This is a genomic window from Bacillus sp. 103mf, from assembly GCF_900116295.1.
Classification (GTDB): Bacteria; Bacillota; Bacilli; order Bacillales; family Bacillaceae_G; genus Bacillus_A; species Bacillus_A bruguierae.
In genome coordinates this window covers 875,604-897,372 of sequence record NZ_FPAF01000001.1, presented here as the reverse complement: position 1 = coordinate 897,372, position 21,769 = coordinate 875,604, and the positions used below count along the sequence as shown (strand labels likewise).

The 21,769-nt window shown below is 37.6% G+C and carries 23 protein-coding genes; all 23 read left to right on the top strand.

Features of this window, described 5'->3' with window-relative positions; all coding sequences use genetic code 11:
- The first annotated feature begins 7 nt into the window (after window positions 1-7).
- The 23 genes from grpE (at window position 8) to dnaG (ending at window position 21,718) form a co-directional block, all read left to right on the top strand.
- Complete coding sequence (grpE, locus tag BM350_RS04575) at window positions 8-574, top strand: nucleotide exchange factor GrpE (RefSeq protein ID WP_090916710.1); 567 nt, start codon at window positions 8-10, stop codon at window positions 572-574.
- 25 nt (window positions 575-599) lie between these two features.
- Window positions 600-2,435 carry a chaperone protein DnaK gene (gene dnaK, locus BM350_RS04570; protein WP_090916709.1) on the top strand — a complete coding sequence of 612 codons (1,836 nt, stop codon included), beginning with the start codon at window positions 600-602 and terminating at the stop codon, window positions 2,433-2,435.
- A 216-nt stretch (window positions 2,436-2,651) separates the two neighbouring features.
- Window positions 2,652-3,764: a molecular chaperone DnaJ gene (gene dnaJ / locus BM350_RS04565; protein WP_090916707.1), complete on the top strand. Its 1,113-nt coding sequence runs from the start codon at window positions 2,652-2,654 to the stop codon at window positions 3,762-3,764.
- Window positions 3,765-3,792: 28 nt separating this feature from the next.
- Window positions 3,793-4,731, top strand: coding sequence for a 50S ribosomal protein L11 methyltransferase (gene prmA, locus BM350_RS04560; RefSeq protein ID WP_090916705.1), 939 nt, complete (start codon window positions 3,793-3,795; stop codon window positions 4,729-4,731).
- Between the two features lie 175 nt (window positions 4,732-4,906).
- The gene (locus tag BM350_RS04555; protein WP_090916704.1) at window positions 4,907-5,656 is read left to right on the top strand and encodes a 16S rRNA (uracil(1498)-N(3))-methyltransferase; all 750 of its coding nucleotides are present in this window, start codon (window positions 4,907-4,909) and stop codon (window positions 5,654-5,656) included.
- Between the two features lie 6 nt (window positions 5,657-5,662).
- On the top strand, window positions 5,663-7,015 hold the full coding sequence (gene mtaB, locus BM350_RS04550; RefSeq protein ID WP_090916702.1) for a tRNA (N(6)-L-threonylcarbamoyladenosine(37)-C(2))-methylthiotransferase MtaB: 1,353 nt from the start codon (window positions 5,663-5,665) through the stop codon (window positions 7,013-7,015).
- Window positions 7,016-7,180: 165 nt separating this feature from the next.
- Window positions 7,181-7,846: a deoxyribose-phosphate aldolase gene (deoC, locus tag BM350_RS04545; protein ID WP_090916700.1), complete on the top strand. Its 666-nt coding sequence runs from the start codon at window positions 7,181-7,183 to the stop codon at window positions 7,844-7,846.
- A 571-nt stretch (window positions 7,847-8,417) separates the two neighbouring features.
- Window positions 8,418-8,591: a 30S ribosomal protein S21 gene (gene rpsU / locus BM350_RS04540; protein WP_020062243.1), complete on the top strand. Its 174-nt coding sequence runs from the start codon at window positions 8,418-8,420 to the stop codon at window positions 8,589-8,591.
- A 15-nt stretch (window positions 8,592-8,606) separates the two neighbouring features.
- Window positions 8,607-9,050, top strand: a complete 444-nt coding sequence (locus tag BM350_RS04535; protein ID WP_090916698.1) for a GatB/YqeY domain-containing protein — start codon at window positions 8,607-8,609, stop codon at window positions 9,048-9,050.
- 106 nt (window positions 9,051-9,156) lie between these two features.
- Window positions 9,157-9,450: a sporulation protein YqfC gene (yqfC, locus tag BM350_RS04530; RefSeq protein WP_035429805.1), complete on the top strand. Its 294-nt coding sequence runs from the start codon at window positions 9,157-9,159 to the stop codon at window positions 9,448-9,450.
- 169 nt (window positions 9,451-9,619) lie between these two features.
- Complete coding sequence (yqfD, locus tag BM350_RS04525; protein ID WP_090916696.1) at window positions 9,620-10,819, top strand: sporulation protein YqfD; 1,200 nt, start codon at window positions 9,620-9,622, stop codon at window positions 10,817-10,819.
- A 7-nt stretch (window positions 10,820-10,826) separates the two neighbouring features.
- Window positions 10,827-11,786: a PhoH family protein gene (locus BM350_RS04520; protein WP_090916695.1), complete on the top strand. Its 960-nt coding sequence runs from the start codon at window positions 10,827-10,829 to the stop codon at window positions 11,784-11,786.
- A 404-nt stretch (window positions 11,787-12,190) separates the two neighbouring features.
- Complete coding sequence (locus tag BM350_RS04515) at window positions 12,191-14,356, top strand: HD family phosphohydrolase (protein WP_090916843.1); 2,166 nt, start codon at window positions 12,191-12,193, stop codon at window positions 14,354-14,356.
- On the top strand, window positions 14,340-14,810 hold the full coding sequence (gene ybeY / locus BM350_RS04510; protein ID WP_090916693.1) for an rRNA maturation RNase YbeY: 471 nt from the start codon (window positions 14,340-14,342) through the stop codon (window positions 14,808-14,810). Before BM350_RS04515 ends, ybeY begins: the two co-directional genes overlap by 17 nt.
- On the top strand, window positions 14,807-15,160 hold the full coding sequence (locus tag BM350_RS04505; RefSeq protein WP_090916692.1) for a diacylglycerol kinase family protein: 354 nt from the start codon (window positions 14,807-14,809) through the stop codon (window positions 15,158-15,160). Before ybeY ends, BM350_RS04505 begins: the two co-directional genes overlap by 4 nt.
- 55 nt (window positions 15,161-15,215) lie before the next feature.
- Complete coding sequence (locus tag BM350_RS04500; RefSeq protein WP_090916690.1) at window positions 15,216-15,614, top strand: cytidine deaminase; 399 nt, start codon at window positions 15,216-15,218, stop codon at window positions 15,612-15,614.
- A complete protein-coding gene (gene era / locus BM350_RS04495; RefSeq protein ID WP_090916688.1) occupies window positions 15,607-16,515 on the top strand; it encodes a GTPase Era in 909 nt (302 codons plus the stop codon). The genes BM350_RS04500 and era overlap by 8 nt, the downstream gene beginning before the upstream one ends.
- A 151-nt stretch (window positions 16,516-16,666) precedes the next feature.
- Window positions 16,667-16,810, top strand: coding sequence for a YqzL family protein (locus BM350_RS04490; RefSeq protein WP_090916686.1), 144 nt, complete (start codon window positions 16,667-16,669; stop codon window positions 16,808-16,810).
- Window positions 16,811-16,843: 33 nt separating this feature from the next.
- Complete coding sequence (gene recO, locus BM350_RS04485; RefSeq protein ID WP_090916684.1) at window positions 16,844-17,590, top strand: DNA repair protein RecO; 747 nt, start codon at window positions 16,844-16,846, stop codon at window positions 17,588-17,590.
- A gap of 105 nt (window positions 17,591-17,695) precedes the next feature.
- Window positions 17,696-18,328 carry a transcriptional regulator CcpN gene (locus BM350_RS04480; protein WP_090916841.1) on the top strand — a complete coding sequence of 211 codons (633 nt, stop codon included), beginning with the start codon at window positions 17,696-17,698 and terminating at the stop codon, window positions 18,326-18,328.
- Window positions 18,329-18,357: 29 nt separating this feature from the next.
- On the top strand, window positions 18,358-19,170 hold the full coding sequence (locus BM350_RS04475) for a pyruvate, water dikinase regulatory protein (RefSeq protein WP_090916682.1): 813 nt from the start codon (window positions 18,358-18,360) through the stop codon (window positions 19,168-19,170).
- Between the two features lie 254 nt (window positions 19,171-19,424).
- Entirely contained in the window at window positions 19,425-19,883 is a 459-nt protein-coding gene (locus BM350_RS04470; RefSeq protein WP_090916680.1) for a YaiI/YqxD family protein, read from the top strand.
- Window positions 19,884-19,921: 38 nt separating this feature from the next.
- Window positions 19,922-21,718: a DNA primase gene (gene dnaG / locus BM350_RS04465; protein ID WP_090916679.1), complete on the top strand. Its 1,797-nt coding sequence runs from the start codon at window positions 19,922-19,924 to the stop codon at window positions 21,716-21,718.
- The last annotated feature ends 51 nt before the right edge of the window (window positions 21,719-21,769 follow it).

Genomic DNA, 21,769 nt, shown 5'->3' with positions numbered 1-21,769 from the left:
GAAAGTTGTGGAAGAGCGTAATGAACAAGTGGTAGAAGAAGTAAAAGAAGCGCAAACAGAAGAAGCTGTAGCACCAGAAAATAGCGAAGAAACTGTTGAAGAAAAAAGTGAAGCTGCTCTTTTACAAGAAAAAGTAGATGAATTGCAAGCGAAATTGACGGAAACGGAAGGCCGCATGCTTCGTTTACAAGCTGATTTTGAAAACTATAAGCGCCGCGTTCAACTAGAGAAGCAAGCGGCTGAAAAATATAGATCACAAAGCCTTGTGTCAGATATTTTGCCGGCTCTTGATAACTTTGAAAGAGCAATGCAGGTAGAAGCAAATGATGAGCAGATGAAATCCTTATTACAAGGGATGGAAATGGTATATCGTCAGTTGCAAGAAGCACTAGTAAAAGAAGGTGTTGAAGCGATTGAAGCTGTTGGAAAGCAGTTCGATCCGCATGAACATCAAGCTGTTATGCAAGTAGAAGACAGTGAATTTGAATCAAATGCGGTTGTGGAAGAATTCCAAAAAGGCTATAAGCTAAAAGATCGTGTGATTCGACCATCAATGGTAAAAGTAAATCAATAATTACATAAATGTAGGAGGTTTCGCCATGAGTAAAATCATCGGTATTGACTTAGGTACAACAAACTCTTGTGTAGCTGTTATGGAAGGCGGAGAGCCAAAAGTTATTCCAAATCCAGAAGGTAACCGTACAACTCCTTCTGTTGTAGCTTTCAAAAATGAAGAGCGTCAAGTTGGGGAAGTAGCGAAGCGTCAAGCGATTACGAACCCAAATACAATCATGTCTGTTAAACGTCATATGGGTACAGACTACAAAGTAGAAGTTGAAGGTAAAAACTACACACCTCAAGAAATTTCTGCAATTATTTTACAAAATTTAAAGGCTTCTGCTGAAGCATACTTAGGTGAAACAGTAACAAAAGCTGTTATTACTGTACCAGCATACTTCAACGATGCAGAACGCCAAGCGACAAAAGACGCTGGTCGTATTGCTGGTTTAGAAGTAGAACGTATTATTAACGAACCAACAGCAGCTGCGCTTGCTTACGGTTTAGAAAAACAAGACGAAGAACAAAAAATCTTAGTATATGACTTAGGCGGCGGTACGTTCGACGTATCTATCCTTGAATTAGCAGATGGAACATTTGAAGTTATTTCAACTGCTGGTGACAACCGTCTTGGTGGTGACGACTTTGACCAAGTGATCATTGATCATTTAGTAGCTGAATTCAAAAAAGAAAATAACATTGATTTAAGCCAAGATAAAATGGCGCTTCAACGTTTGAAAGATGCAGCTGAAAAAGCGAAGAAAGATCTTTCTGGTGTAACGCAAACACAAATTTCATTACCGTTCATTAGTGCAGGTCCTGCAGGTCCACTACACTTAGAGTTAACGTTAACAAGAGCGAAATTTGAAGAGCTTTCAGCGAACCTTGTTGAAAGAACATTAGAACCAACTCGTCGTGCGTTAAAAGACGCTGGTCTTTCTCCAAGTGAACTAGATAAAGTAATTCTTGTTGGTGGTTCTACTCGTATCCCAGCTGTACAAGAAGCAATTAAACGTGAAACTGGCAAAGAACCATATAAAGGTGTAAACCCTGATGAAGTTGTAGCATTAGGTGCTGCAGTACAGGGCGGTGTACTTACTGGTGATGTAAAAGGCGTTCTATTATTAGACGTAACTCCGCTTTCTTTAGGTATTGAAACAATGGGCGGCGTGTTTACAAAATTAATTGAGCGTAACACAACAATCCCAACAAGTAAATCACAAGTGTTCTCAACAGCTGCTGATAACCAACCAGCAGTAGACATTCACGTACTACAAGGTGAGCGTCCAATGGCGGCGGATAACAAAACGTTAGGTCGTTTCCAATTAACAGACATTCCGCCAGCACCACGCGGCATTCCACAAATCGAAGTAACATTCGATATTGATGCGAACGGTATCGTAAACGTACGTGCGAAAGATTTAGGAACAAGTAAAGAACAAACAATTACAATCCAATCTTCTTCAGGTCTTTCTGATGAAGAAGTAGATCGTATGGTAAAAGAAGCAGAGGCAAATGCTGATGCTGACCAAAAACGTAAAGAAGAAGTTGAACTTCGTAATGAAGCGGATCAACTTGTATTCCAAACAGATAAAGTTGTAAAAGACTTAGAAGGCAAAGTAGATGCAGCTGAAATAGCGAAAGCAACAGAAGCAAAAGATGCATTACAAGCGGCAATTGAGAAAAATGATCTTGATGAAATCCGTGCGAAAAAAGATGCGCTTCAAGAAATCGTACAACAATTAACTGTAAAATTATATGAACAGGCTCAAGCTGCTGCAGGAGCACAGCAAGCAGAAGGCGCACAAGGCAATGCGGGCGCGAAAAACGACAATGTAGTTGATGCTGAGTTTGAAGAAGTAAAAGAAGATAAGTAATAAAATAAGTAAGATGACAAAAAGTCAAAGTCAAGCGTGCCTTGGCTTTGGCTTTTTTGACGAGTGAAGAAAGGGCTGAGGGTACGCGAAGTCTTTTGCGTGAGAGTCCAATGTTTTTCTTTTTGCATACTGTAAGTGAGGAAACAGTGTTGCAAAGCACTTTCTTTCGATGTTAAAATTACGTTTATGTGAAAGGATTCGGGGGGTTACAAACTTATGAATAAACGAGATTACTATGAGGTGCTCGGCGTTAGCAAGGGCGCTTCCAAAGATGAGATTAAAAAAGCATACCGTCGTTTGGCGAAAAAGTATCATCCAGATGTAAGTACTGAAGAAAATGCAATTGAAAAATTTAAAGAAGTGCAAGAAGCATACGAAGTATTAAGTGATGATTCAAAACGTGCGCAGTACGATCAATTTGGTCATGCTGATCCAAATCAAGGTTTTGGTGGCTTTGGCGGAGGTGACTTCGGTGGTGGTTTCGGTTTTGAAGACATCTTTAGCTCGTTCTTTGGCGGAGGAGGCGGTAGACGCCGTGATCCGAATGCACCGCGTCAAGGTGCAGATCTTCAATATCAAGTCACTTTAGATTTTGAAGAGGCGATTTCTGGTAAGGAAATGGATGTTGAAATTCCAGCTGAAGATCCTTGTAATACATGTAACGGTAGTGGAGCAAAACCTGGAACTTCCAAGGAAACATGTTCACATTGTTCTGGAACAGGCCAAGTTAGCGTGGAGCAAAACACACCATTTGGTCGTATTGTGAATCGTCAGGCTTGTAGACATTGCTCTGGAGCAGGGCAAATTATTGAAGAGAAATGTACAACATGTCATGGATCTGGAAAAGTACGTAAACGCAAAAAAATTAATGTTAAAATTCCAGCAGGTATTGATAATGGTCAACAGATTCGCGTTTCTGGTAAAGGGGAAGCTGGTATCAACGGCGGCCCAGCAGGAGACTTATATGTAGTAGTTCGTGTGAAAGATCATGAATTCTTCCATCGCGAAGGTGATGATATTATTTGCGAAATGCCATTAACATTCGCGCAAGTAGCACTTGGGGATGAAGTGGAAGTTCCGACTGTGCAGGGGAAAGTGAAATTAAAAATTCCAGCAGGAACACAAACAGGAACAGAATTCCGTTTAAAAGGAAAAGGTGCGCCAAACGTACGCGGATATGGACAAGGTGATCAATATGTTGTTGTTCGTGTTGTTACACCAACAAAATTAACATCACATCAAAAAGAATTATTGAGAGAATTTACAGGTCAAGAGGATCAAGATGATAGCCTATTTGGAAAGCTTAAGCGAGCTTTTAAAGGGGAATAATGGAAATAAAAAATGGAGTTGGTAAATTGTGAAATGGTCAGAAATTAGTATTCATACAACGGAGGAAGCAGTAGAAGCAATCTCGCATATTTTACACGAAGCAGGAGCAAGCGGTGTTGCGATTGAAGATCCTGCTGAGTTAACAAAAGAACGTGAACAACAATTTGGTGAGATCTATGCGTTAAATCCAGCTGAATATCCGACAGAAGGCGTACTTGTAAAAGCGTATTTTCCAAAGAATGATACTTTACAAGAAACAATTACAAATGTGAAATCGTCCATTGATCTGTTACCTTCTTATGGAATCGAGATTGGAGCAACAACTGTATCTGTTAATGAAGTAGATGAAGAAGATTGGGCTACTGCTTGGAAAAAGTATTACCATCCAGTGAAAATTTCTGATACATTTACAATTGTGCCAACGTGGGAAGAGTATACACCTTCTTCACCGGAGGAAAAAATTATCGAGTTAGATCCAGGAATGGCATTTGGTACGGGAACGCATCCGACAACAACCATGTGCATCCGTGCTTTAGAGAAAACTGTTCAGCCGGGAGATACTGTCATTGACGTTGGAACAGGTTCTGGTGTGTTAAGTATTGCTGCGGCTAAATTAGGTGCTGTTTCTGTTCAAGCGTACGATTTAGATCCGGTTGCGGTAGAAAGTGCGGAAATGAATGTACGATTAAATCATACAGAAGATGTTGTAACTGTTGGACAAAACAGCTTACTAGAGGGCATTGAAGGTCCTGTAGATTTAATTGTCGCAAATTTACTAGCGGAAATTATTTTACTATTCCCAGAAGATGCAGCGAAAGTTGTTAAGCAAGGTGGATTGTTCATTACATCTGGTATTATTGCTGCAAAAGAAAAAATTGTAACAGAAGCGTTAGTAAATGCTGGTTTTACAGTAGAAGAAGTGTTAACAATGGAAGATTGGGTAGCAATTATTGCTCGTAGAGGGTAAGATAAAGTTTCCCTAATCAACTGTTTATTACCCGTTTGTACGGGGGGCTGTAAACGGAAAGTCTCTTGCTGAAAGCAGTGAGGGACTTATCGTTTGTTTCGTCCAAATCATACCGTTTGGCTCTTTTCGTAAGCACTCGTTTACGAAAAGAGCCAAACTTTACTAAGGTGATATAATGCAGCGTTATTTTGTAGAAGAACAAAATGTGAATGAAATGGAAATTCGTATTGTAGGAGATGATGTGCATCACATCGGAAGAGTAATGCGTATGACTCCTGGTGATCAAATTTATTGTTGTACAAATGGGAAGACAGCAGTTTGTACAATTGCTGAAATTACCAATGAATTTGTAAATACGACTATTGTAGAATGGATAGAGATGTCAACTGAGCTACCTGTCTCTGTGACAATTGCAAGCGGATTGCCTAAAGGAGATAAGCTTGAGTTGATTTTACAAAAAGGAACTGAGCTTGGAGCAGCCGCCTTTTTACCGTTTCAAGCATCTCGATCTATTGTGAAATGGGATGCGAAAAAAGCTGGGAAAAAAGTAGAGCGTTTCAATAAAATTGTAAAAGAGGCAGCTGAACAGTCTCATCGCAGTGAGATTCCGACTGTGTATGCACCTGTTTCTTTTAAAGAGCTTCTCGTAATGAGCAAAGATTATGATAGCTGCCTCGTTGCGTATGAAGAGGAAGCAAAACAAGGTGAAAAATCAAACTTCGCTAAAACTTTAACAAAATTAAAGCCAGGACAAAAGGTGCTCATTGTATTTGGCCCAGAAGGTGGTTTAACAGAAGAGGAAGTATCTTCTCTTTCTGAGCATGCTTTTGTACCTTGTAGTTTAGGGCCAAGAATATTGCGGACAGAAACGGCGCCTTTATACGCGCTAAGTGCCGCTTCTTATCATTTTGAATTAATGGGGTGAGTATATATGGCAACTGTTGCGTTTCATACGTTAGGTTGTAAAGTAAACCACTACGAGACAGAAGCAATTTGGCAACTGTTTAAACAAGGTGGTTATGAGCGAACTGAATTTGAGAAAACAGCTGATGTATATGTGATTAATACATGCACTGTAACAAATACAGGGGATAAAAAAAGTCGTCAAGTTATTCGTCGTGCCGTTCGTCAAAATCCTGATGCGGTAATTTGTGTAACGGGATGTTATGCACAAACATCTCCAGCAGAAATTATGGCAATTCCAGGTGTGGATATTGTTGTCGGAACGCAAGATCGTGAGAAAATGCTTGGCTATATTGAAGAATATCGCAATGAACGTCAGCCAATTAATGCTGTACGTAACATTATGAAAACACGTGTATATGAAGAATTAGACGTACCGTATTTTACAGATCGTACACGTGCATCTTTGAAAATTCAAGAAGGATGTAACAACTTCTGTACGTTCTGTATTATTCCATGGGCTCGTGGTTTAATGCGTTCTCGTGATGGGAAAGAAGTTATTCGTCAAGCGCAGCAATTAGTAGATGCTGGTTATAAAGAAATTGTCTTAACAGGTATTCATACAGGTGGATACGGTGAAGATATGAAAGATTATAACTTAGCGGGATTACTTCGTGATATGGAAGCGCAAGTAACAGGTTTAAAACGTCTTCGTATTTCTTCTATTGAGGCAAGTCAAATTACAGATGAAGTGATTGAAGTACTGCGTGACTCTAAAGTTGTTGTACGTCATCTGCATATTCCACTTCAATCTGGATCTAATACAGTGTTGAAGCGTATGCGCCGTAAATATACAATGGAGTTTTTCCAAGAGCGTTTAGATCGCTTAAAAGAAGCGTTGCCGGGACTCGCAATTACATCTGATGTTATCGTTGGTTTCCCTGGTGAAACAGAAGAAGAATTTATGGAAACGTTCAATTTCATCAAAAATAATCGTTTCTCTGAACTTCATGTATTCCCGTATTCAAAACGTACGGGGACACCAGCAGCACGTATGGATGATCAAGTGCTAGAAGAAATCAAGAACGAGCGTGTACACCGCTTGATTGCATTATCTGATCAATTAGCGAAAGAATATGCGTCTCAGTTTGAGGGTGAAGTGCTTGAAATTATTCCGGAAGAACCATTTAAAGAAGCTGGTCGTGAAGGATTATATGTAGGCTACACGGATAATTACTTAAAAGTTGTCTTTGAAGGCTCTGAAGAATTAATCGGTAAATTAATTAAAGTAAAAATTACGAAAGCTGGTTATCCTTACAATGAAGCACAATTTGTTCGTGTGCTAGAAGATGCATCTCCAAAAGAATCAGCAAGCGCGTAACAGAAAAGCATGCAAACGGTTTTGTTTGTATGCTTTTTTATTTGCTGGAGAAGTTAAAATATGAAACCGCTATACTTTATGATATAATGCTGAAGATTAAGGTTGTCAGACAACTCGTGAGCAACGAATTCACTAAGTATAAGTTGAGGAAGGAGTAAATTTAATATGAACTACGCAAAATTAATTGATCATACAGCATTAAAACCAGACACAAAAAAAGAGGCAATCGTGACTTTATGTGAAGAGGCAAAACAACATGATTTTGCTTCTGTATGTGTAAATCCAACATGGGTTGAAACGGCAGCAGAACTGTTAAAAGGAACAGATGTAAAAGTTTGTACGGTAATTGGTTTCCCTCTTGGAGCAAATACACCAGAAACAAAAGCATTTGAAACAACAGATGCGATTGCAAAAGGTGCAACAGAGGTTGATATGGTAATTAACATCGGAGCTTTACAAGATAAAAACGATGCGTTAGTAGAGCGTGATATTCGCGCTGTTGTAGAGGCTGCAAAAGAAAAAGCGCTTGTAAAAGTAATTATTGAAACATGCTTACTTACAGAAGAAGAAAAAGTTCGTGCTTGTGAATTGTCTGTAAAAGCAGGCGCCCATTTTGTAAAAACATCAACAGGATTTTCAACAGGTGGTGCAACAGTAGAAGATGTTGCGTTGATGAGAAAAACAGTAGGACCAAATATCGGTGTAAAAGCATCAGGCGGTGTTCGTGACGAAAAAGGCATGGATGCAATGGTAGAAGCAGGTGCAACACGTATCGGAACAAGCTCTGGCGTAGCATTAATAAGCGGAAAAACAGCAACAACTGATTATTAAAATAAAAGCGGAAGCTGCTCGTTTAGAACATGAGGACGTTGGAGCCCTTGACGTAGAGGCGTTATTTGCCTCGTAGGAAAGAGTGAAACGACCGATTGTTCTAGCGGCTGTAGCTGGATAAAATAAAAGCGGAAGCCGACTCGTTTATATAAATCCAAATTAAAAAAGACAGAAAACCATTCTTTTTAGGTGGATGAGAGCATCTGGCCATGCATAGCAGCAATCTATATGTCAAAAAATCAAAATGGATTCATATAGAACATGGGGACGTTGGAAATCTTGACGTAGAAGCACTTTTGATCTCGTTTGGCAGGTTACGGTGCAGTACTTAGAGGGTGACAAAGCAGAAGTGAACATTTGGATAGAATCATGTTGAATTGATATAGAAATATATATCGAAAATGTGCGTTTCATGAAAAAAGAAGAGCAAGTACTCTTCTTTTCTTTTATCAGATAGTTGACCAAAAAGTATAAAATGTATTATAATCGTAAAAGACATGCTGAGAAAGTGTTTACTTTTTGCATGCTGAAATTAGGATGTAAGTGGATGTTTCGGAGGGAGGGAAAGAGAATGTCAAAAACAGTCGTTCGTAAAAACGAGTCTTTGGAGGATGCACTTCGCCGTTTTAAAAGATCAACTTCTAAAGCTGGTACGCTTGCTGAAGCAAGAAAACGCGAGTTCTATGAAAAGCCAAGTGTAAAACGTAAGAAGAAATCTGAAGCGGCAAGAAAGCGTAAATTCTAAGAGAGGGTGTAATTTATGAGTCTTCTCGGTCGTTTAAACGATGATATGAAACAAGCGATGAAGAATAAAGAAAAAAATAAATTAACCGTTATTCGTATGGTTAAGGCTGCTTTACAAAATGAAGAAATTAAACTGCAGAACCCTCTTACAGAAGAAGAGGAACTAACAGTTTTAACTCGTGAAGTAAAACAGTATAAAGACTCCCTCCTTGAGTTTGAAAAAGCGGGTCGTGAAGACCTTGTCGATAAACTGAAAAGCGAAATTCAGATTTTAGAAACATATTTGCCAGAGCAATTGACAGAAGAAGAATTGCTTGCTGTTATTCAGCAATCTATCTCTGAAGTTGGTGCAGCTTCTAAAGCTGATATGGGCAAAGTGATGAGTGCTGTTTTGCCGAAAGTAAAAGGTAAAGCAGATGGCTCACAAGTGAATAGGCTTGTTTCACAACTATTAGCATAAAAAAGCGTCTCATTTATAATGAGACGCTTTTTTATGTTTTTTTTCAATTTGGACGTGATATTACAAGCTTTTTTTTCATACATATGGGATGAGAGGGGGGTCTTCGATGAGAAAGTTGCAGCAAATGAAAAACTGGATTACTAAGCAGATAGACCTACCTGCAGATGTGTTCATGGATCTGCCGAGAATTACACTTGTTGGGCAGGTACATATTTATATAGAAAATCATCGTGGATTATTGGTATTTAGTGATAAAGAGGTGCGGCTTTTATTAAAACAAGGACAATTATTAATAAAAGGAGACTCTTTTGTAATTAAGACGATTCTTCCAGAAGAGCTTTTACTTGAGGGAACCATTGAACAAGTCTTGTTTTTAGAAGACGAAAAAAAAGGTAAATAAAGTGAAACTTCCATTTGTGAGAGGTTTTATCGAACGAATCGGGCATAAGCAGATAGTATTTACTTCTTAGTTCTTTCGCTGCTAACCGTTTGAGTAGGGTACAGTCATAGATGTGGTGCAGATCTCTTAAGGGACTGCGCCTTTTTTAGAAAGCTGATGGAGGCGAGCTATGAAAAATAAGTGGTTTACAAATTGGATTGGGTATGTAAAAGTGCGAATTCAAGGAAGAGGAGCAGAACGATTTATTAACGAATGTGTACGACGAGATATCCTAGTTTGGGACGTCAAGAAAGTTGCAGATGATACACTTGTATTTTGTATATTGCTTCGTGATGTGAAACGATTACGCCCAATTTACCGTAAAAATGAATGCAATCTATATTTCATCGGGCGTTACGGAGTTCCATTTTGGAATAAGCGCTTACTTCGAAATAGCGGTTTTTTTGTTGGGTTTCTCTTATTTTTTTTAAGTGTCATTGTTTTATCGAATATGGTATGGAAAATAGAGATAACAGGGGCGAAGCCAGAGACGGAATATATTATGATGAAAGAATTAGACAAAATGGGTATAAAAAAAGGGAAGCTTCAATTTCAAATGCCGAGTGTGGAAAATATACAGCGTTATTTGACTGATAATATTAACGCCATTACATGGGTTGGTTTGGACGTGAAAGGAACGACGTATCATTTTAAAATAGTTGAAAAAAATGAGCCGGAAAAAGAAAAAGAACAGGTACCGCAACATTTAGTCGCAAAAAAAGAAGCGGTTGTCACAAAAATGTTTGTGGAGATAGGAAAACCAATGGTTATGAAAAATGAATATGTGCAAAAAGGACAGCTTCTTGTGTCAGGGATGTATGGGAAAGAAGAGAGTCCTACGATTGTGTCAGCCAAAGGTGTTGTATTTGGTGAAACTTGGTACAAGTCTGAAGTGGAAGTGCCTCTAAAGACGAAATTTCAAGTTTATACAGGGGATTCGTATAAAGAACATTATCTTGCTTTTGGAAACATGAAAATAAAAATATGGGGATTTCAGCATGATAAGTATAAGCAGTCTAAAACGGAGATAGTAAGACATGATGTGAAATTGCTCGGTTTTACACTCCCGATTGCTTATGAAAAAGCGATTGTACGTGAAGAGGAAGAAGCAAACCGTGAATATACAGAAAAACAGGCACTAGCGGTAGCAGAGGAAATGGGACAAAAAGAATTAAAGAAAAAATTGGATGAACGTGCTATGATTATAGGGAAGAAAGTTTTGCATAAACAGGTTGAGAATGGGAATTTGAAATTATTGCTGCATTATACAGTAATTGAGAATATTGCAGAGGCTCAACCGCTATCTGAATCCGATATTCAAGGAGATTGAGTAATTAATGGCTGAACAATTAGTAGAGATGAATCAACAATTGGAAAACCATAATGAAGCAATTGCTTTGTTTGGAGTAAATGATGCACATTTAAAAATAATTGAGAACGAACTTGGGGTATCGATTGTTACAAGAGGGGAATCTGTTCGTGTATCTGGAACGGACGAAGCGGTAGCGCTTGTTGAAGGTGTATTACAACAGCTTTTAGTTGTTATTCGCAAGGGTGTATCGATTTCTGAGCGTGATGTAGCCTATGCGATTCAACTTGGCCGTCAAGGGAAGCTGGCTCATTTTGAAGAGTTATATGAGGAAGAAATTTTTAAAACAGCAAAAGGTAAGTCTATCCGTGTAAAAACGATGGGACAAAGGCAATATATTTATGCCATTAAGAAAAATGACATTGTGTTTGGAATGGGGCCAGCAGGTACTGGTAAAACATATTTAGCTGTAGTAATGGCTGTTCGAGCATTAAAAAATGGTTATGTGAAAAAAATTATTTTAACAAGACCTGCCGTGGAAGCGGGAGAAAGTCTTGGTTTTTTACCTGGAGATTTGAAAGAAAAAGTGGATCCGTATTTACGGCCTCTTTATGATGCTCTTCATGATGTACTTGGACAAGAACATACGCAAAGAATGATGGAACGCGGTATTATTGAAGTTGCTCCATTAGCGTACATGAGAGGGCGAACACTCGATGATGCATTTGTGATTTTAGATGAGGCGCAAAATACAACGGGGGCGCAAATTAAAATGTTTTTAACACGTCTTGGATTTGGCTCAAAAATGGTTGTAACAGGAGACCCATCTCAGATTGATTTACCGAAAGGTGTGAAATCTGGTCTTTCTGTTGCAGCGAATGTATTAGACCGTGTGCCTGGTCTTTCGTTTATTAAACTTGAGCAGTCGGATGTTGTTCGTCATCCGCTCGTACAGCGTATTATTGAAGCATACGATAAAATGGAATGATCCTACTTATAAGGATCATTTCTTTTTATCTCAATTGGTTCTAACCTTCTAGAGAAGAACACTCTAAAAGGAAGTTTCACTGTATATTTTTTATATATAAATCCATTTTGATTTTTCGACATACAAGTCACTGCTATGCAGAATACAACATGACCGCTACTTGTTTGTTCCCTTTGTTTGTAAACCTCGCATGTGGCAGGAAAAGGCCCTGACCGTTTCTGTGCACGGCCAGATGCTCTCGTCCTCCTCTAAAAGAAAGTGGTTTTATGTCGTTTTTTTTAACTTGCATGTATATAGATTTTGTGAACAGGTTGGCTAATGCTTTATTTTTTATTATCATAAATAAAGGAAATGGTATTTGTTCTGTTTCACTTAATATTTGGAGAGGAGAAGGTATTGTAATTATGTTAAGGTTGCAAGAAGTTGCTAAGTGGTTTCGTAATTTACAGCATTCGAAAAAACTGAGCTGGATTTCTTATATTTTAATAGGAGCAGTGTTATTTTTTGCACTGATGAATAATGTAAAACCAGAACAACTCGATGTCAAAATGTTGTCTATTTCTAAAAAGACAATCCATTCTCCCATCAAAATTGAAGATAAAGTAACGACAGAAAAGAAAAAGAGAGAAGCAGCTCAAAAGATTGAAGATCAGTATACATATCGAAGTGAATATAAGCAAAATCGGATTGATGTTGTGAACTCAGTTTTTGATGCAATTAAGGAAGTGAATGCAGATTCAAATGCAGCCGCTTCGGCGCCGGCAGGACAAAATAAATTGTCGGCGGCAGAAAGATTGGATAAGTTAAAGGAGAAACTCCCAAGGGAGTTAACAAAAAGTTTGTCTGATCAAGTGTTATTACAATTTCTAGGTGCGACAGATGATCAGCTTCTTATAGCGAGGGAATCAACTGTTACAGCTGTGAATAGTTTAATGAGTTCTCATATTAAAATGAATGAAGTAGATCAGTTTAAAGACCGTATTACTAACGAGTTAAAAAATGTATCTGTCAGCAATGAATTGAAGCAAGCAATTACTGCGCTTGGACAGTATGCGATTGTACCGAACTATTTTTATGATTCGAATGCAACGAAAGAAAGAAAGCAAATGGCAATAGATCAAGTAGCTTCTGTTTATATTTTGCAAGGTCAAATTCTTGTGAAAGAAGGAGACACAATTACAAGAGAAGCGTATGAACAGTTAAAGTTAGTGGGGTTATTGGATCAAAGTAATTCGTTTCAGCCGTATTTGGGTCTAGCTATTTTTATTGGTGTTCTTTTATTTTTCATGCATAAGCAATTTGTAGCATTTTTGAAGCCGAGAAGAGAGGACAAGCCATATATTTTAGCTTATACAACAATTGTCGCTATTACAGTTGTTTTAATGAAAATTATTAGTTTGTTTCAAAAGTTAGAATATGTCGGTATTGCTTATATTGCTCCAGTTGCAATGGGGACTATATTAGTAAAATTAATGATTGGTGATCGATTTGTTTTTATAACAAGCGTAATTTTTTCGGTGTGCGGCAGCATTTTATTTAATGAAGGTGTGACGAGTACACTTAATTATGCAGTCGGAATTTATGTATTGCTTAGCTCGCTTTCTGTTAGTATTTTCTTACGGGAAAAGCATCGTCGTACAATGCTATTGCAAGTTGGGATACTTGTATCGATTTTAAATGTTGTCGTATTAGCAGCTTTATTGCTATTGCGTAACGGAAACTTTTCGGCAATTGAGATTGGAACACATTTAGTAATGGCAGCAGCGTCTGGGATTATTTCATCTATTTTAGCGATGGGGATATTGCCGTATTTAGAGAGCGGTCTTGGTCTTGTCTCTAGCATGAAATTAATAGAATTAGCAAGTCCGAACCATCCGTTGATTCGCAAAATTCTGTTAGAAGCACCCGGAACATATCATCATAGCGTTATGGTTGCCAATTTATCAGAAGCTGCATGTGAAGCTATTGGGGCGAATGGAGTATTAGCACGTGTAGGAGCATATTATCATGACATCGGAAAAACGGTGCAGCCGCATTTCTTTATTGAAAATCAAATGGGTATATCGAATCCCCATGATCGGTTAGATCCTGAAACAAGTAGAGATATTATTATCGCTCATGTTACAAATGGAGTGAAAATGTTAGAAAAACATCATATTCCACAAGAGATTATTGATATTGCGGCCGAGCATCATGGAACGACTCTGTTAAAATATTTCTACTACAAAGCAATGCAAGAAGATAAAGAGAAATATACAGAAGAAATGTTTCGTTATCCAGGGCCAAAAGCAACATCTAAAGAATCGGCAATTGTTGGGATTGCTGATAGTGTAGAAGCGGCAGTTCGTTCAATGAATGCACCAACACCTGAGCAAATTGATCATCTTGTTCGCAGTATTATTAAAGATCGTTTGCAAGATGGCCAATTCAGTGAATGTAATTTAACATTTAAAGAACTGCAAATTGTCGGGAAAACATTATGTGAAACATTAAATGGAATTTTCCATTCTCGGATTAAGTATCCGAAATTAACAGAAGAAAAGGTGGAAATAAATGGGATTAATAATTGACTTTATTGATGAAACAGAAGAAGTAAAAGAAGAGTATGTTGACATGATTCAACAATTAGTTGAAAAAGCTGCAGAGATAGAATCTGTAGAGGATGGAGCGGAGCTTTCGGTTACATTTGTTAGTAATGAACGTATTCAAGAAATTAACCGTGAATATCGTGATAAAGATCAGCCAACAGACGTAATTTCTTTTGCGATGGAAGATATAGGGGAAGGAGAGATGGAAATTGTCGGTGTAGAAATGCCTCGCATGTTAGGTGATATCATTATTTCTATTCCGAGAGCGAAAGAGCAGGCTGAAGAATATGGCCATTCTTTTGATCGTGAACTTGGTTTTTTAGCGGTGCATGGCTTTTTACATTTGCTTGGTTATGATCACATGACAGAAGAAGAGGAGAAGGTTATGTTTGGGAAGCAAAAAGAAATTCTTGATGCATATGGATTAGCTAGATGAAAAAAGGAAAACTTATAAACAGTTTTCGCTATGCGTTTGCTGGTATTTTCTTTTGTTTTCGCTATGAACGAAATGTGAAAATTCATTGTTTAGCAGCGTGTATTGTTAGTTTTCTCGGTCTTTATTTTCATGTTACAAAAACAGAATGGCTCATTTTGATTTTGACTATTGGTGTTGTATTTGCGCTAGAAATCGTGAATACAGCGGTGGAGAAAACCGTTGATTTAGTAACCATGGATGTGAAGCCCCTTGCTAAAATAGCAAAAGATACAGCAGCAGGCGCCGTATTAGTTTTCTCGATTATTGCTGTTGTAATTGGTGCTATTATCTTTGGACCGTATATGATATAGTTGCATTCCAAAGATTTTTATCTTTTCATATTGTGAATGGAAAGGAAGAGAAACAATGAACAACAATGAATTAATTCAAGAAGCGATTGAAGCGCGTAAACAAGCATATGTACCATATTCTAAATTTCAAGTAGGTGCTGCCTTATTAACGACAGACGGGAAAGTATACCGTGGTTGTAATGTTGAAAATGCATCGTATGGGTTATGTAACTGTGCGGAAAGAACAGCGCTATTTAAAGCGATTTCTGAAGGAAGCACAGAATTTACTGCAATTGCAGTTGTAGCAGATACAAGACGTCCGGTACCTCCATGTGGAGCGTGTCGCCAAGTTATGGTAGAATTGTGTAAGTCAAATACAAAAGTATACTTGACAAATTTACAAGGTGACATACAAGAAACAACAGTAGGAGAATTGTTGCCAGGAGCATTTGTAGCGGAGGATTTACATGAATAGAGAAGGTTTTAAATCAGGTTTTGTCTCTATTATTGGGAGACCAAACGTTGGGAAATCAACATTTTTAAATCGAATTATTGGTCAAAAAATTGCGATTATGAGTGATAAACCACAAACAACACGTAATAAAATTCAGGGTGTTTACACAGAAAATGATGCGCAAGTCGTATTTATTGATACACCAGGTATACATAAACCAAAGCATAAGCTTGGCGATTTTATGGTTAAAATGGCTCAAACAACAATAAAAGAAGTAGATATTGTTTTATTTATGGTCAACGCAGAGGAAGGCTTTGGACGTGGTGAAGAGTTTATCATCGAAAAATTACAAGAAACGAAGCAACCGGTATTTTTAGTTATTAATAAAATTGATCAAGTCCATCCAGAAGAGCTCCTCGGACTGATTGATCGATATCGTACGTTATATAATTTTGCTGAAATTGTGCCAATTTCAGCATTACAAGGAAATAATATTGATGCGTTAATCGGAGCAATTAAAAAGTATTTACCAGAAGGCCCTCAGTATTATCCGGAAAATCAAGTAACGGATCATCCGGAACGCTTTATTATTGCGGAACTTATTCGTGAAAAAGTATTGCATTTAACACGTGAGGAAGTGCCGCATTCTGTTGCCGTAGTTATTGATGCAATTCAAAAGCGTGAAGGCGGAGCGATTTACGTTAATGCCACAATTATTGTAGAACGTCCATCGCAAAAAGGAATTGTAATCGGAAAACAAGGTAAGATGTTAAAAGAAATTGGAAAAAGAGCGCGCCTTGATGTGGAGTCGCTTCTTGGTTCAAGAGTATTTTTAGAACTGTGGGTAAAAGTGCAGAAAGATTGGCGCAACAAAATGTCCCAGTTACGTGATCTTGGCTTCCGTGAAGATGAATATCTATAAAGTGAAACGTTTTTACTGCTCGCAAATTGCGGGATAAAATCTGTATAATTTAGAAAAATTTTTCTCACATGAAAATGAACAAAATGGGTCATTTTAATAGCAAAGAAAGAAATTGGATTACATGAACGCTCACTGAGAAAGGTGGATTCTTATGTTAGATTTTACCTGGAAAGTTTTCTCGAAAACAGGAAGCATTGAAACATATCTTCTTTTGAAGGAAATGGAAAAAAATGTAGAAGATGAAATGCAACAGCATGAAGAAATACAAGTAGAGCTAGATTCTCCAATTTCCTAACCCATTTTGTTCGAACCTTGGATGGTGACGAACATGTTTCAAAAAATTGAGGGAATAGTCATTCGAACGATTGATTATGGAGAAACAAACAAAATTGTAACTATATTTTCTCGTGAATTAGGGAAAGTTAGTGCGATGGCGAGAGGTGCTAAAAAGCCTAAAAGCAGATTGTCATCCGTTTCTCAATTACTAACTCATGGCCATTTTCTTATTCAAATGGGTTCTGGTTTAGGAACATTGCAGCAAGGTGAGATTATTTCTTCTATGAGAGAAATTCGTGAAGATTTATTTTTAACTGCTTATGCGTCATTTATTGTTGAGTTGACTGATAAAGCGACAGAAGAGAAAAAACATAATCCGTATTTATTCGAAATGTTATATCAAACGTTGCATTATATGGGCGAAGGGGTTGACCCGGAAATTTTAGCGCTAATCTATCAAACGAAGATGCTGCCAGTTCTAGGGCTTAATCCATACTTTGATACATGTGCAATTTGTCACCAGTCAACAGACTTTGTCGCCTTCTCTATTAGGGAAGGCGGCTTTCTGTGTAAACATCACGCCGAGCAGGATCCGTACCGTATTTCAATTAGCGAAGCTATTCACAAGCTGCTTAGGTTATTTTATCATTTCGACTTAGCCCGTCTTGGAAATGTCTCTGTGAAAGCAGAAACAAAAAAACAAATGCGCACAGTATTGAATATGTATTATGATGAATACTGTGGGATATATTTGAAATCAAGACGTTTTTTAGATCAACTTGATAAATTTCAAATATAAGGGACCAGATTCGGGTCCTTTTTACATACTTTCTTTTTCGAATGATATATTTAGTATATAATATTTAAGAGATAGTATAACTTTTTTCGTTTTGTAATGAAGGTGGTGATTATCATAGAACTGAATAAGCGCCAAGAACATATCATTCAGATTGTAAAAGACAACGGTCCAATTACAGGGGAAGCGATTGCTGAGCAATTAAATTTAACGAGAGCAACGCTTAGACCAGATTTGGCTATTTTAACGATGGCCGGCTATTTAGAAGCCCGTCCTCGTGTTGGGTATTTTTACACTGGAAAAACAGGTGGGCAACTGCTTTCAGAAGCAGTTAAAAAGATTATCGTACAAGATTATCAATCTAGACCAGTTGTGGTTGATAAAAATGTTTCGGTATATGATGCGATTTGTACAATGTTTTTAGAAGATGTCGGTACTTTATTTATCGTTGATCAAAATACATTGTTAGTCGGTGTTGTTTCTCGAAAAGATTTGTTAAGAGCAAGCTTAGGAAAGCAGGAATTAGCGTCATTACCGGTAAATATTATTATGACAAGAATGCCAAATGTTACGATGTGTCGCAAGGAAGATAACTTGTATGATGTTGCAATGGATTTAATAGAAAAGCAGATTGACTCTATTCCGGTTGTAAAAGAGACGAAACAGGGATTAGAAGTTGTTGGTCGAATTACAAAAACCAATATTACGCGTGCTTTCGTTGATTTAGTGAATCATGAGTAAAGGCAATTCGTTTAAAGTGAGGTAATGCAATGAATAGTAAAATTGTATATGTCGTGTCTGATTCAGTTGGAGAAACAGCTGATTTAGTTGTTCGAGCAGCTATGGGACAATTTCCATTTGCGCCGGATATTAGACGTGTGCCGTATGTAGAAGATACAGGGACGCTAAAAGAAGTTATTTCTATTGCCAAAAGTAATAACGCTCTTATTTGTTTTACATTAGTAAAGCCTGATATGAGAAAATATTTACGAGAAGAAGCGGCAAAAGAAGGCGTAGAAGTGTATGATATTATCGGTCCTCTTATCGATCAAATTGAAGATATAACAAAACAAACTCCAAGATATGAACCAGGGGTTGTGCGAAAGCTGGATGAAGAGTATTTCAAAAAAATTGAGGCAATTGAATTTGCTGTGAAATATGACGATGGTAGAGATTCAAGAGGTCTTTTAAAAGCAGATATTGTATTAATTGGAATTTCTCGTACATCGAAAACACCACTTTCGCAATATTTAGCACATAATAAGCGATTAAAGGTTGCTAACGTTCCGCTCGTACCGGAAGTGGATCCGCCAGAAGAATTATACCATGTGCCGAAAGAAAAATGTTTTGGGTTAAAAATAACGCCTGATAAATTAAATCATATTCGCAAAGAACGTTTAAAATCTCTTGGATTAAGTGATGGAGCAAATTATGCAAACATTGAACGTATTAAAGAAGAGATTAAACACTTTGAACAGATTGTAAGTAGAATAGGTTGCCCGGTTATCGATGTATCGAATAAGGCGATTGAAGAAACGGCAAATATTATTGTGAATGCAGTGCAAAACCAAAAAATGTTTTAGCACATTTACCAAAGGTGAATGTGCTTTTTTCACTAACTATAAAAATTAAAAGGACATGTAGCTAAGTTTAGAAAAATGTATTATAATAAAAAATTGTGATAAAAACATTCATTTTACGTTTAGACTTCAATTTTTCAGAATAAACTAGTGATAGGTTTTGTAAAGGACATGCTTTTACGTAAAATCGACAAAAATCTGAACAAGAAAACGCACATTATGGAAGGATTCACAGAAGGGATGTAGAATAGAGAAATATGCAAAACATCACTCGAATTTATGTTGATGCAGATGCATGTCCAGTGAAGGAAGAAATTATGCGCGTCGGTGCAAAATTTCATGTCGATATTTGGTTTATAGCATCCTACGCCCATCAGTCAAGAAGTCAGAAGGGAAATTGGGTATATGTAGATTCTGCGCAAGACGAGGTGGATTTTTATATCTATCAGCGTGCAGAAGTAGGAAATCTCGTTATCACACAGGATATGGGACTTGCTGGTCTTCTTGTCAAAAAAGGAGTATATGTATTATCTCCGCGCGGCACAATTGTGACCGATGAGCATATGGATACAATTTTATATAATCGATACGTATCTGCGAAGTTACGCAGACAAGGAACCTTTACAAAAGGGCCAAAAGCGTTTTCTAAACGTGATCGGCAATATTTTTTGGCAAATTTAGAAAAAATATTGTCGAATTATAAAGGAATCCTTTAATTTGTATCGAATACAAAATACGACACGGAGATGGAGTTATGGGGAACAGAATTCCCGAAGAAGTTGTAGAACAAATTCGTACATCATCTGATATTGTTGAAGTGATTGGTGAATATGTACAGCTTAAAAAACAAGGTCGAAATTATTTTGGGCTTTGTCCTTTCCATGGCGAAAACTCACCGTCGTTTTCTGTTTCTGCTGATAAGCAAATTTTTCATTGCTTTGGATGTGGAGAAGGGGGAAATGTTTTTTCTTTCTTAATGAAAATAGATGGACTGTCTTTTGTGGAAGCTGCGCAAAAATTAGGTGAGCGAAATGGTATTCCTGTTGCTAACTTTACATCAGAACTAGAGCAAACACAAAATATATCTGATGATAGCACGATTATGTTGCAAGCCCACGAGCTTTTGAAAAAGTATTATCATCATCTCTTAGTAAATACAGAAGAAGGAAAACAGCCGCTTGCGTATTTACTAGAGCGAGGTATTACAAAAGAAATGATTGTAAAGTTTGAAATTGGATACGCCACTCCTGCTTGGGATGCAGCGGCAAAAATCTTACAAAAACGAGGTTTTTCACCTGCTGTTATGGAGCAAGCTGGATTACTTGTTCGCAGTGAGAAGGATGGCAGTTATCATGATCGTTTTCGCGGACGAGTGATGTTTCCAATTCATACACTGCAAGGGAAAGTAGCTGCTTTTAGTGGACGGGCATTAGGGGATGATACGCCTAAGTATTTAAATAGTCCAGAGACACCTATTTTTCATAAAAGCAAGCTGGTATATAACTTTCATCAAGCAAGGTCATTTATTCGAAAACGAGGACAAGTTCTTCTCTTTGAAGGATATGCGGATGTTTTAGCTGCTGTGAAAAGTGGGATCGAAGAATCGGTTGCTACGATGGGAACTGCTTTAACTGAGGAACAGGCAAAGCTTTTGCGGCGTAATGTTGAAACTGTTGTTCTTTGCTATGATGGTGATAAAGCAGGACAAGAAGCAACAATGAAAGCAGGACAATTGTTATTGCAAACCGGTTGTGAAGTGAAAGTTGTCTCTATGCCAGATAAATTAGACCCTGACGAGTATGTACAGCGTTATGGAACAACAGCGTTTCAAAAACTTGTACAAGCGAGTATAAGTTTTGTTGGATTTAAAATAAATTATCTTCGTTTAGGGAAAAATTTGCAAGATGAGTCTGGAAAAGAAGCTTATGTGAAAAGTGTTTTAAAAGAGTTAGCGTCATTGCAAGATGCAATGCAAGCGGAATCGTATTTGAAGGCATTGTCACAGGAATTTGCTTACTCAATGGAAACACTGCTGGGGCAATTGCACCAATATCGCAAAGAACAAAAGGTACAGCAAAAACAGACAAAGCCAATTGCACAGCCTTCTCAAATTGTTCATGTGAAACCGAAATTTTCTGGTTTTGAAAGAGCTGAAAGAGAGCTTATTTATCACATGTTGCAGAGTGAAGATATCGCTTTTCGTATCGAACCTCATATAGAAGATTTTCATACAGAAGAACATAAAGGGATTTTATATGAGCTATACGCATATTATGAAAAGGGAAATGAACCGTCAGTCGCAAACTTTCTAAGTTGGCTTTCTGATGAAAAGCTGAAAAATATTGTAACTAATATTTCAACAGATGAAATGATTAATCCTGAGTTCTCAGAAGAATTGCTTCATGGCAATGTAGACGCGCTGCGTCGGCATAAGCAAAAGTTAAAGAAAATGGAAAATATTTTTACGCTGAAGCAAATGGAAAAAGAAGATCATTTAGCAGCAGCACGATTTTTCCAAGAATATTTGCAAAAACGAAAAGCAAGAAAATAGCTTTTTGTATAAAAACTTACTATAATCATTGTTTGTATCTCGCGTAAGGAG

Coding starts and splice junctions, on each gene's coding strand:
- deoC (WP_090916700.1), top strand. CDS start 7,181: ATGAACTACGCAAAATTAATTGATCATACAGCATTAAAACCAGACACA.
- BM350_RS04505 (WP_090916692.1), top strand. CDS start 14,807: ATGAAAAAAGGAAAACTTATAAACAGTTTTCGCTATGCGTTTGCTGGT.
- BM350_RS04470 (WP_090916680.1), top strand. CDS start 19,425: ATGCAAAACATCACTCGAATTTATGTTGATGCAGATGCATGTCCAGTG.
- BM350_RS04535 (WP_090916698.1), top strand. CDS start 8,607: ATGAGTCTTCTCGGTCGTTTAAACGATGATATGAAACAAGCGATGAAG.
- era (WP_090916688.1), top strand. CDS start 15,607: ATGAATAGAGAAGGTTTTAAATCAGGTTTTGTCTCTATTATTGGGAGA.
- dnaG (WP_090916679.1), top strand. CDS start 19,922: ATGGGGAACAGAATTCCCGAAGAAGTTGTAGAACAAATTCGTACATCA.
- BM350_RS04515 (WP_090916843.1), top strand. CDS start 12,191: ATGTTAAGGTTGCAAGAAGTTGCTAAGTGGTTTCGTAATTTACAGCAT.
- yqfC (WP_035429805.1), top strand. CDS start 9,157: ATGAGAAAGTTGCAGCAAATGAAAAACTGGATTACTAAGCAGATAGAC.
- BM350_RS04520 (WP_090916695.1), top strand. CDS start 10,827: ATGGCTGAACAATTAGTAGAGATGAATCAACAATTGGAAAACCATAAT.
- recO (WP_090916684.1), top strand. CDS start 16,844: ATGTTTCAAAAAATTGAGGGAATAGTCATTCGAACGATTGATTATGGA.
- mtaB (WP_090916702.1), top strand. CDS start 5,663: ATGGCAACTGTTGCGTTTCATACGTTAGGTTGTAAAGTAAACCACTAC.
- BM350_RS04500 (WP_090916690.1), top strand. CDS start 15,216: ATGAACAACAATGAATTAATTCAAGAAGCGATTGAAGCGCGTAAACAA.
- ybeY (WP_090916693.1), top strand. CDS start 14,340: ATGGGATTAATAATTGACTTTATTGATGAAACAGAAGAAGTAAAAGAA.
- rpsU (WP_020062243.1), top strand. CDS start 8,418: ATGTCAAAAACAGTCGTTCGTAAAAACGAGTCTTTGGAGGATGCACTT.
- dnaJ (WP_090916707.1), top strand. CDS start 2,652: ATGAATAAACGAGATTACTATGAGGTGCTCGGCGTTAGCAAGGGCGCT.
- BM350_RS04490 (WP_090916686.1), top strand. CDS start 16,667: ATGTTAGATTTTACCTGGAAAGTTTTCTCGAAAACAGGAAGCATTGAA.
- BM350_RS04475 (WP_090916682.1), top strand. CDS start 18,358: ATGAATAGTAAAATTGTATATGTCGTGTCTGATTCAGTTGGAGAAACA.
- yqfD (WP_090916696.1), top strand. CDS start 9,620: ATGAAAAATAAGTGGTTTACAAATTGGATTGGGTATGTAAAAGTGCGA.
- dnaK (WP_090916709.1), top strand. CDS start 600: ATGAGTAAAATCATCGGTATTGACTTAGGTACAACAAACTCTTGTGTA.
- BM350_RS04555 (WP_090916704.1), top strand. CDS start 4,907: ATGCAGCGTTATTTTGTAGAAGAACAAAATGTGAATGAAATGGAAATT.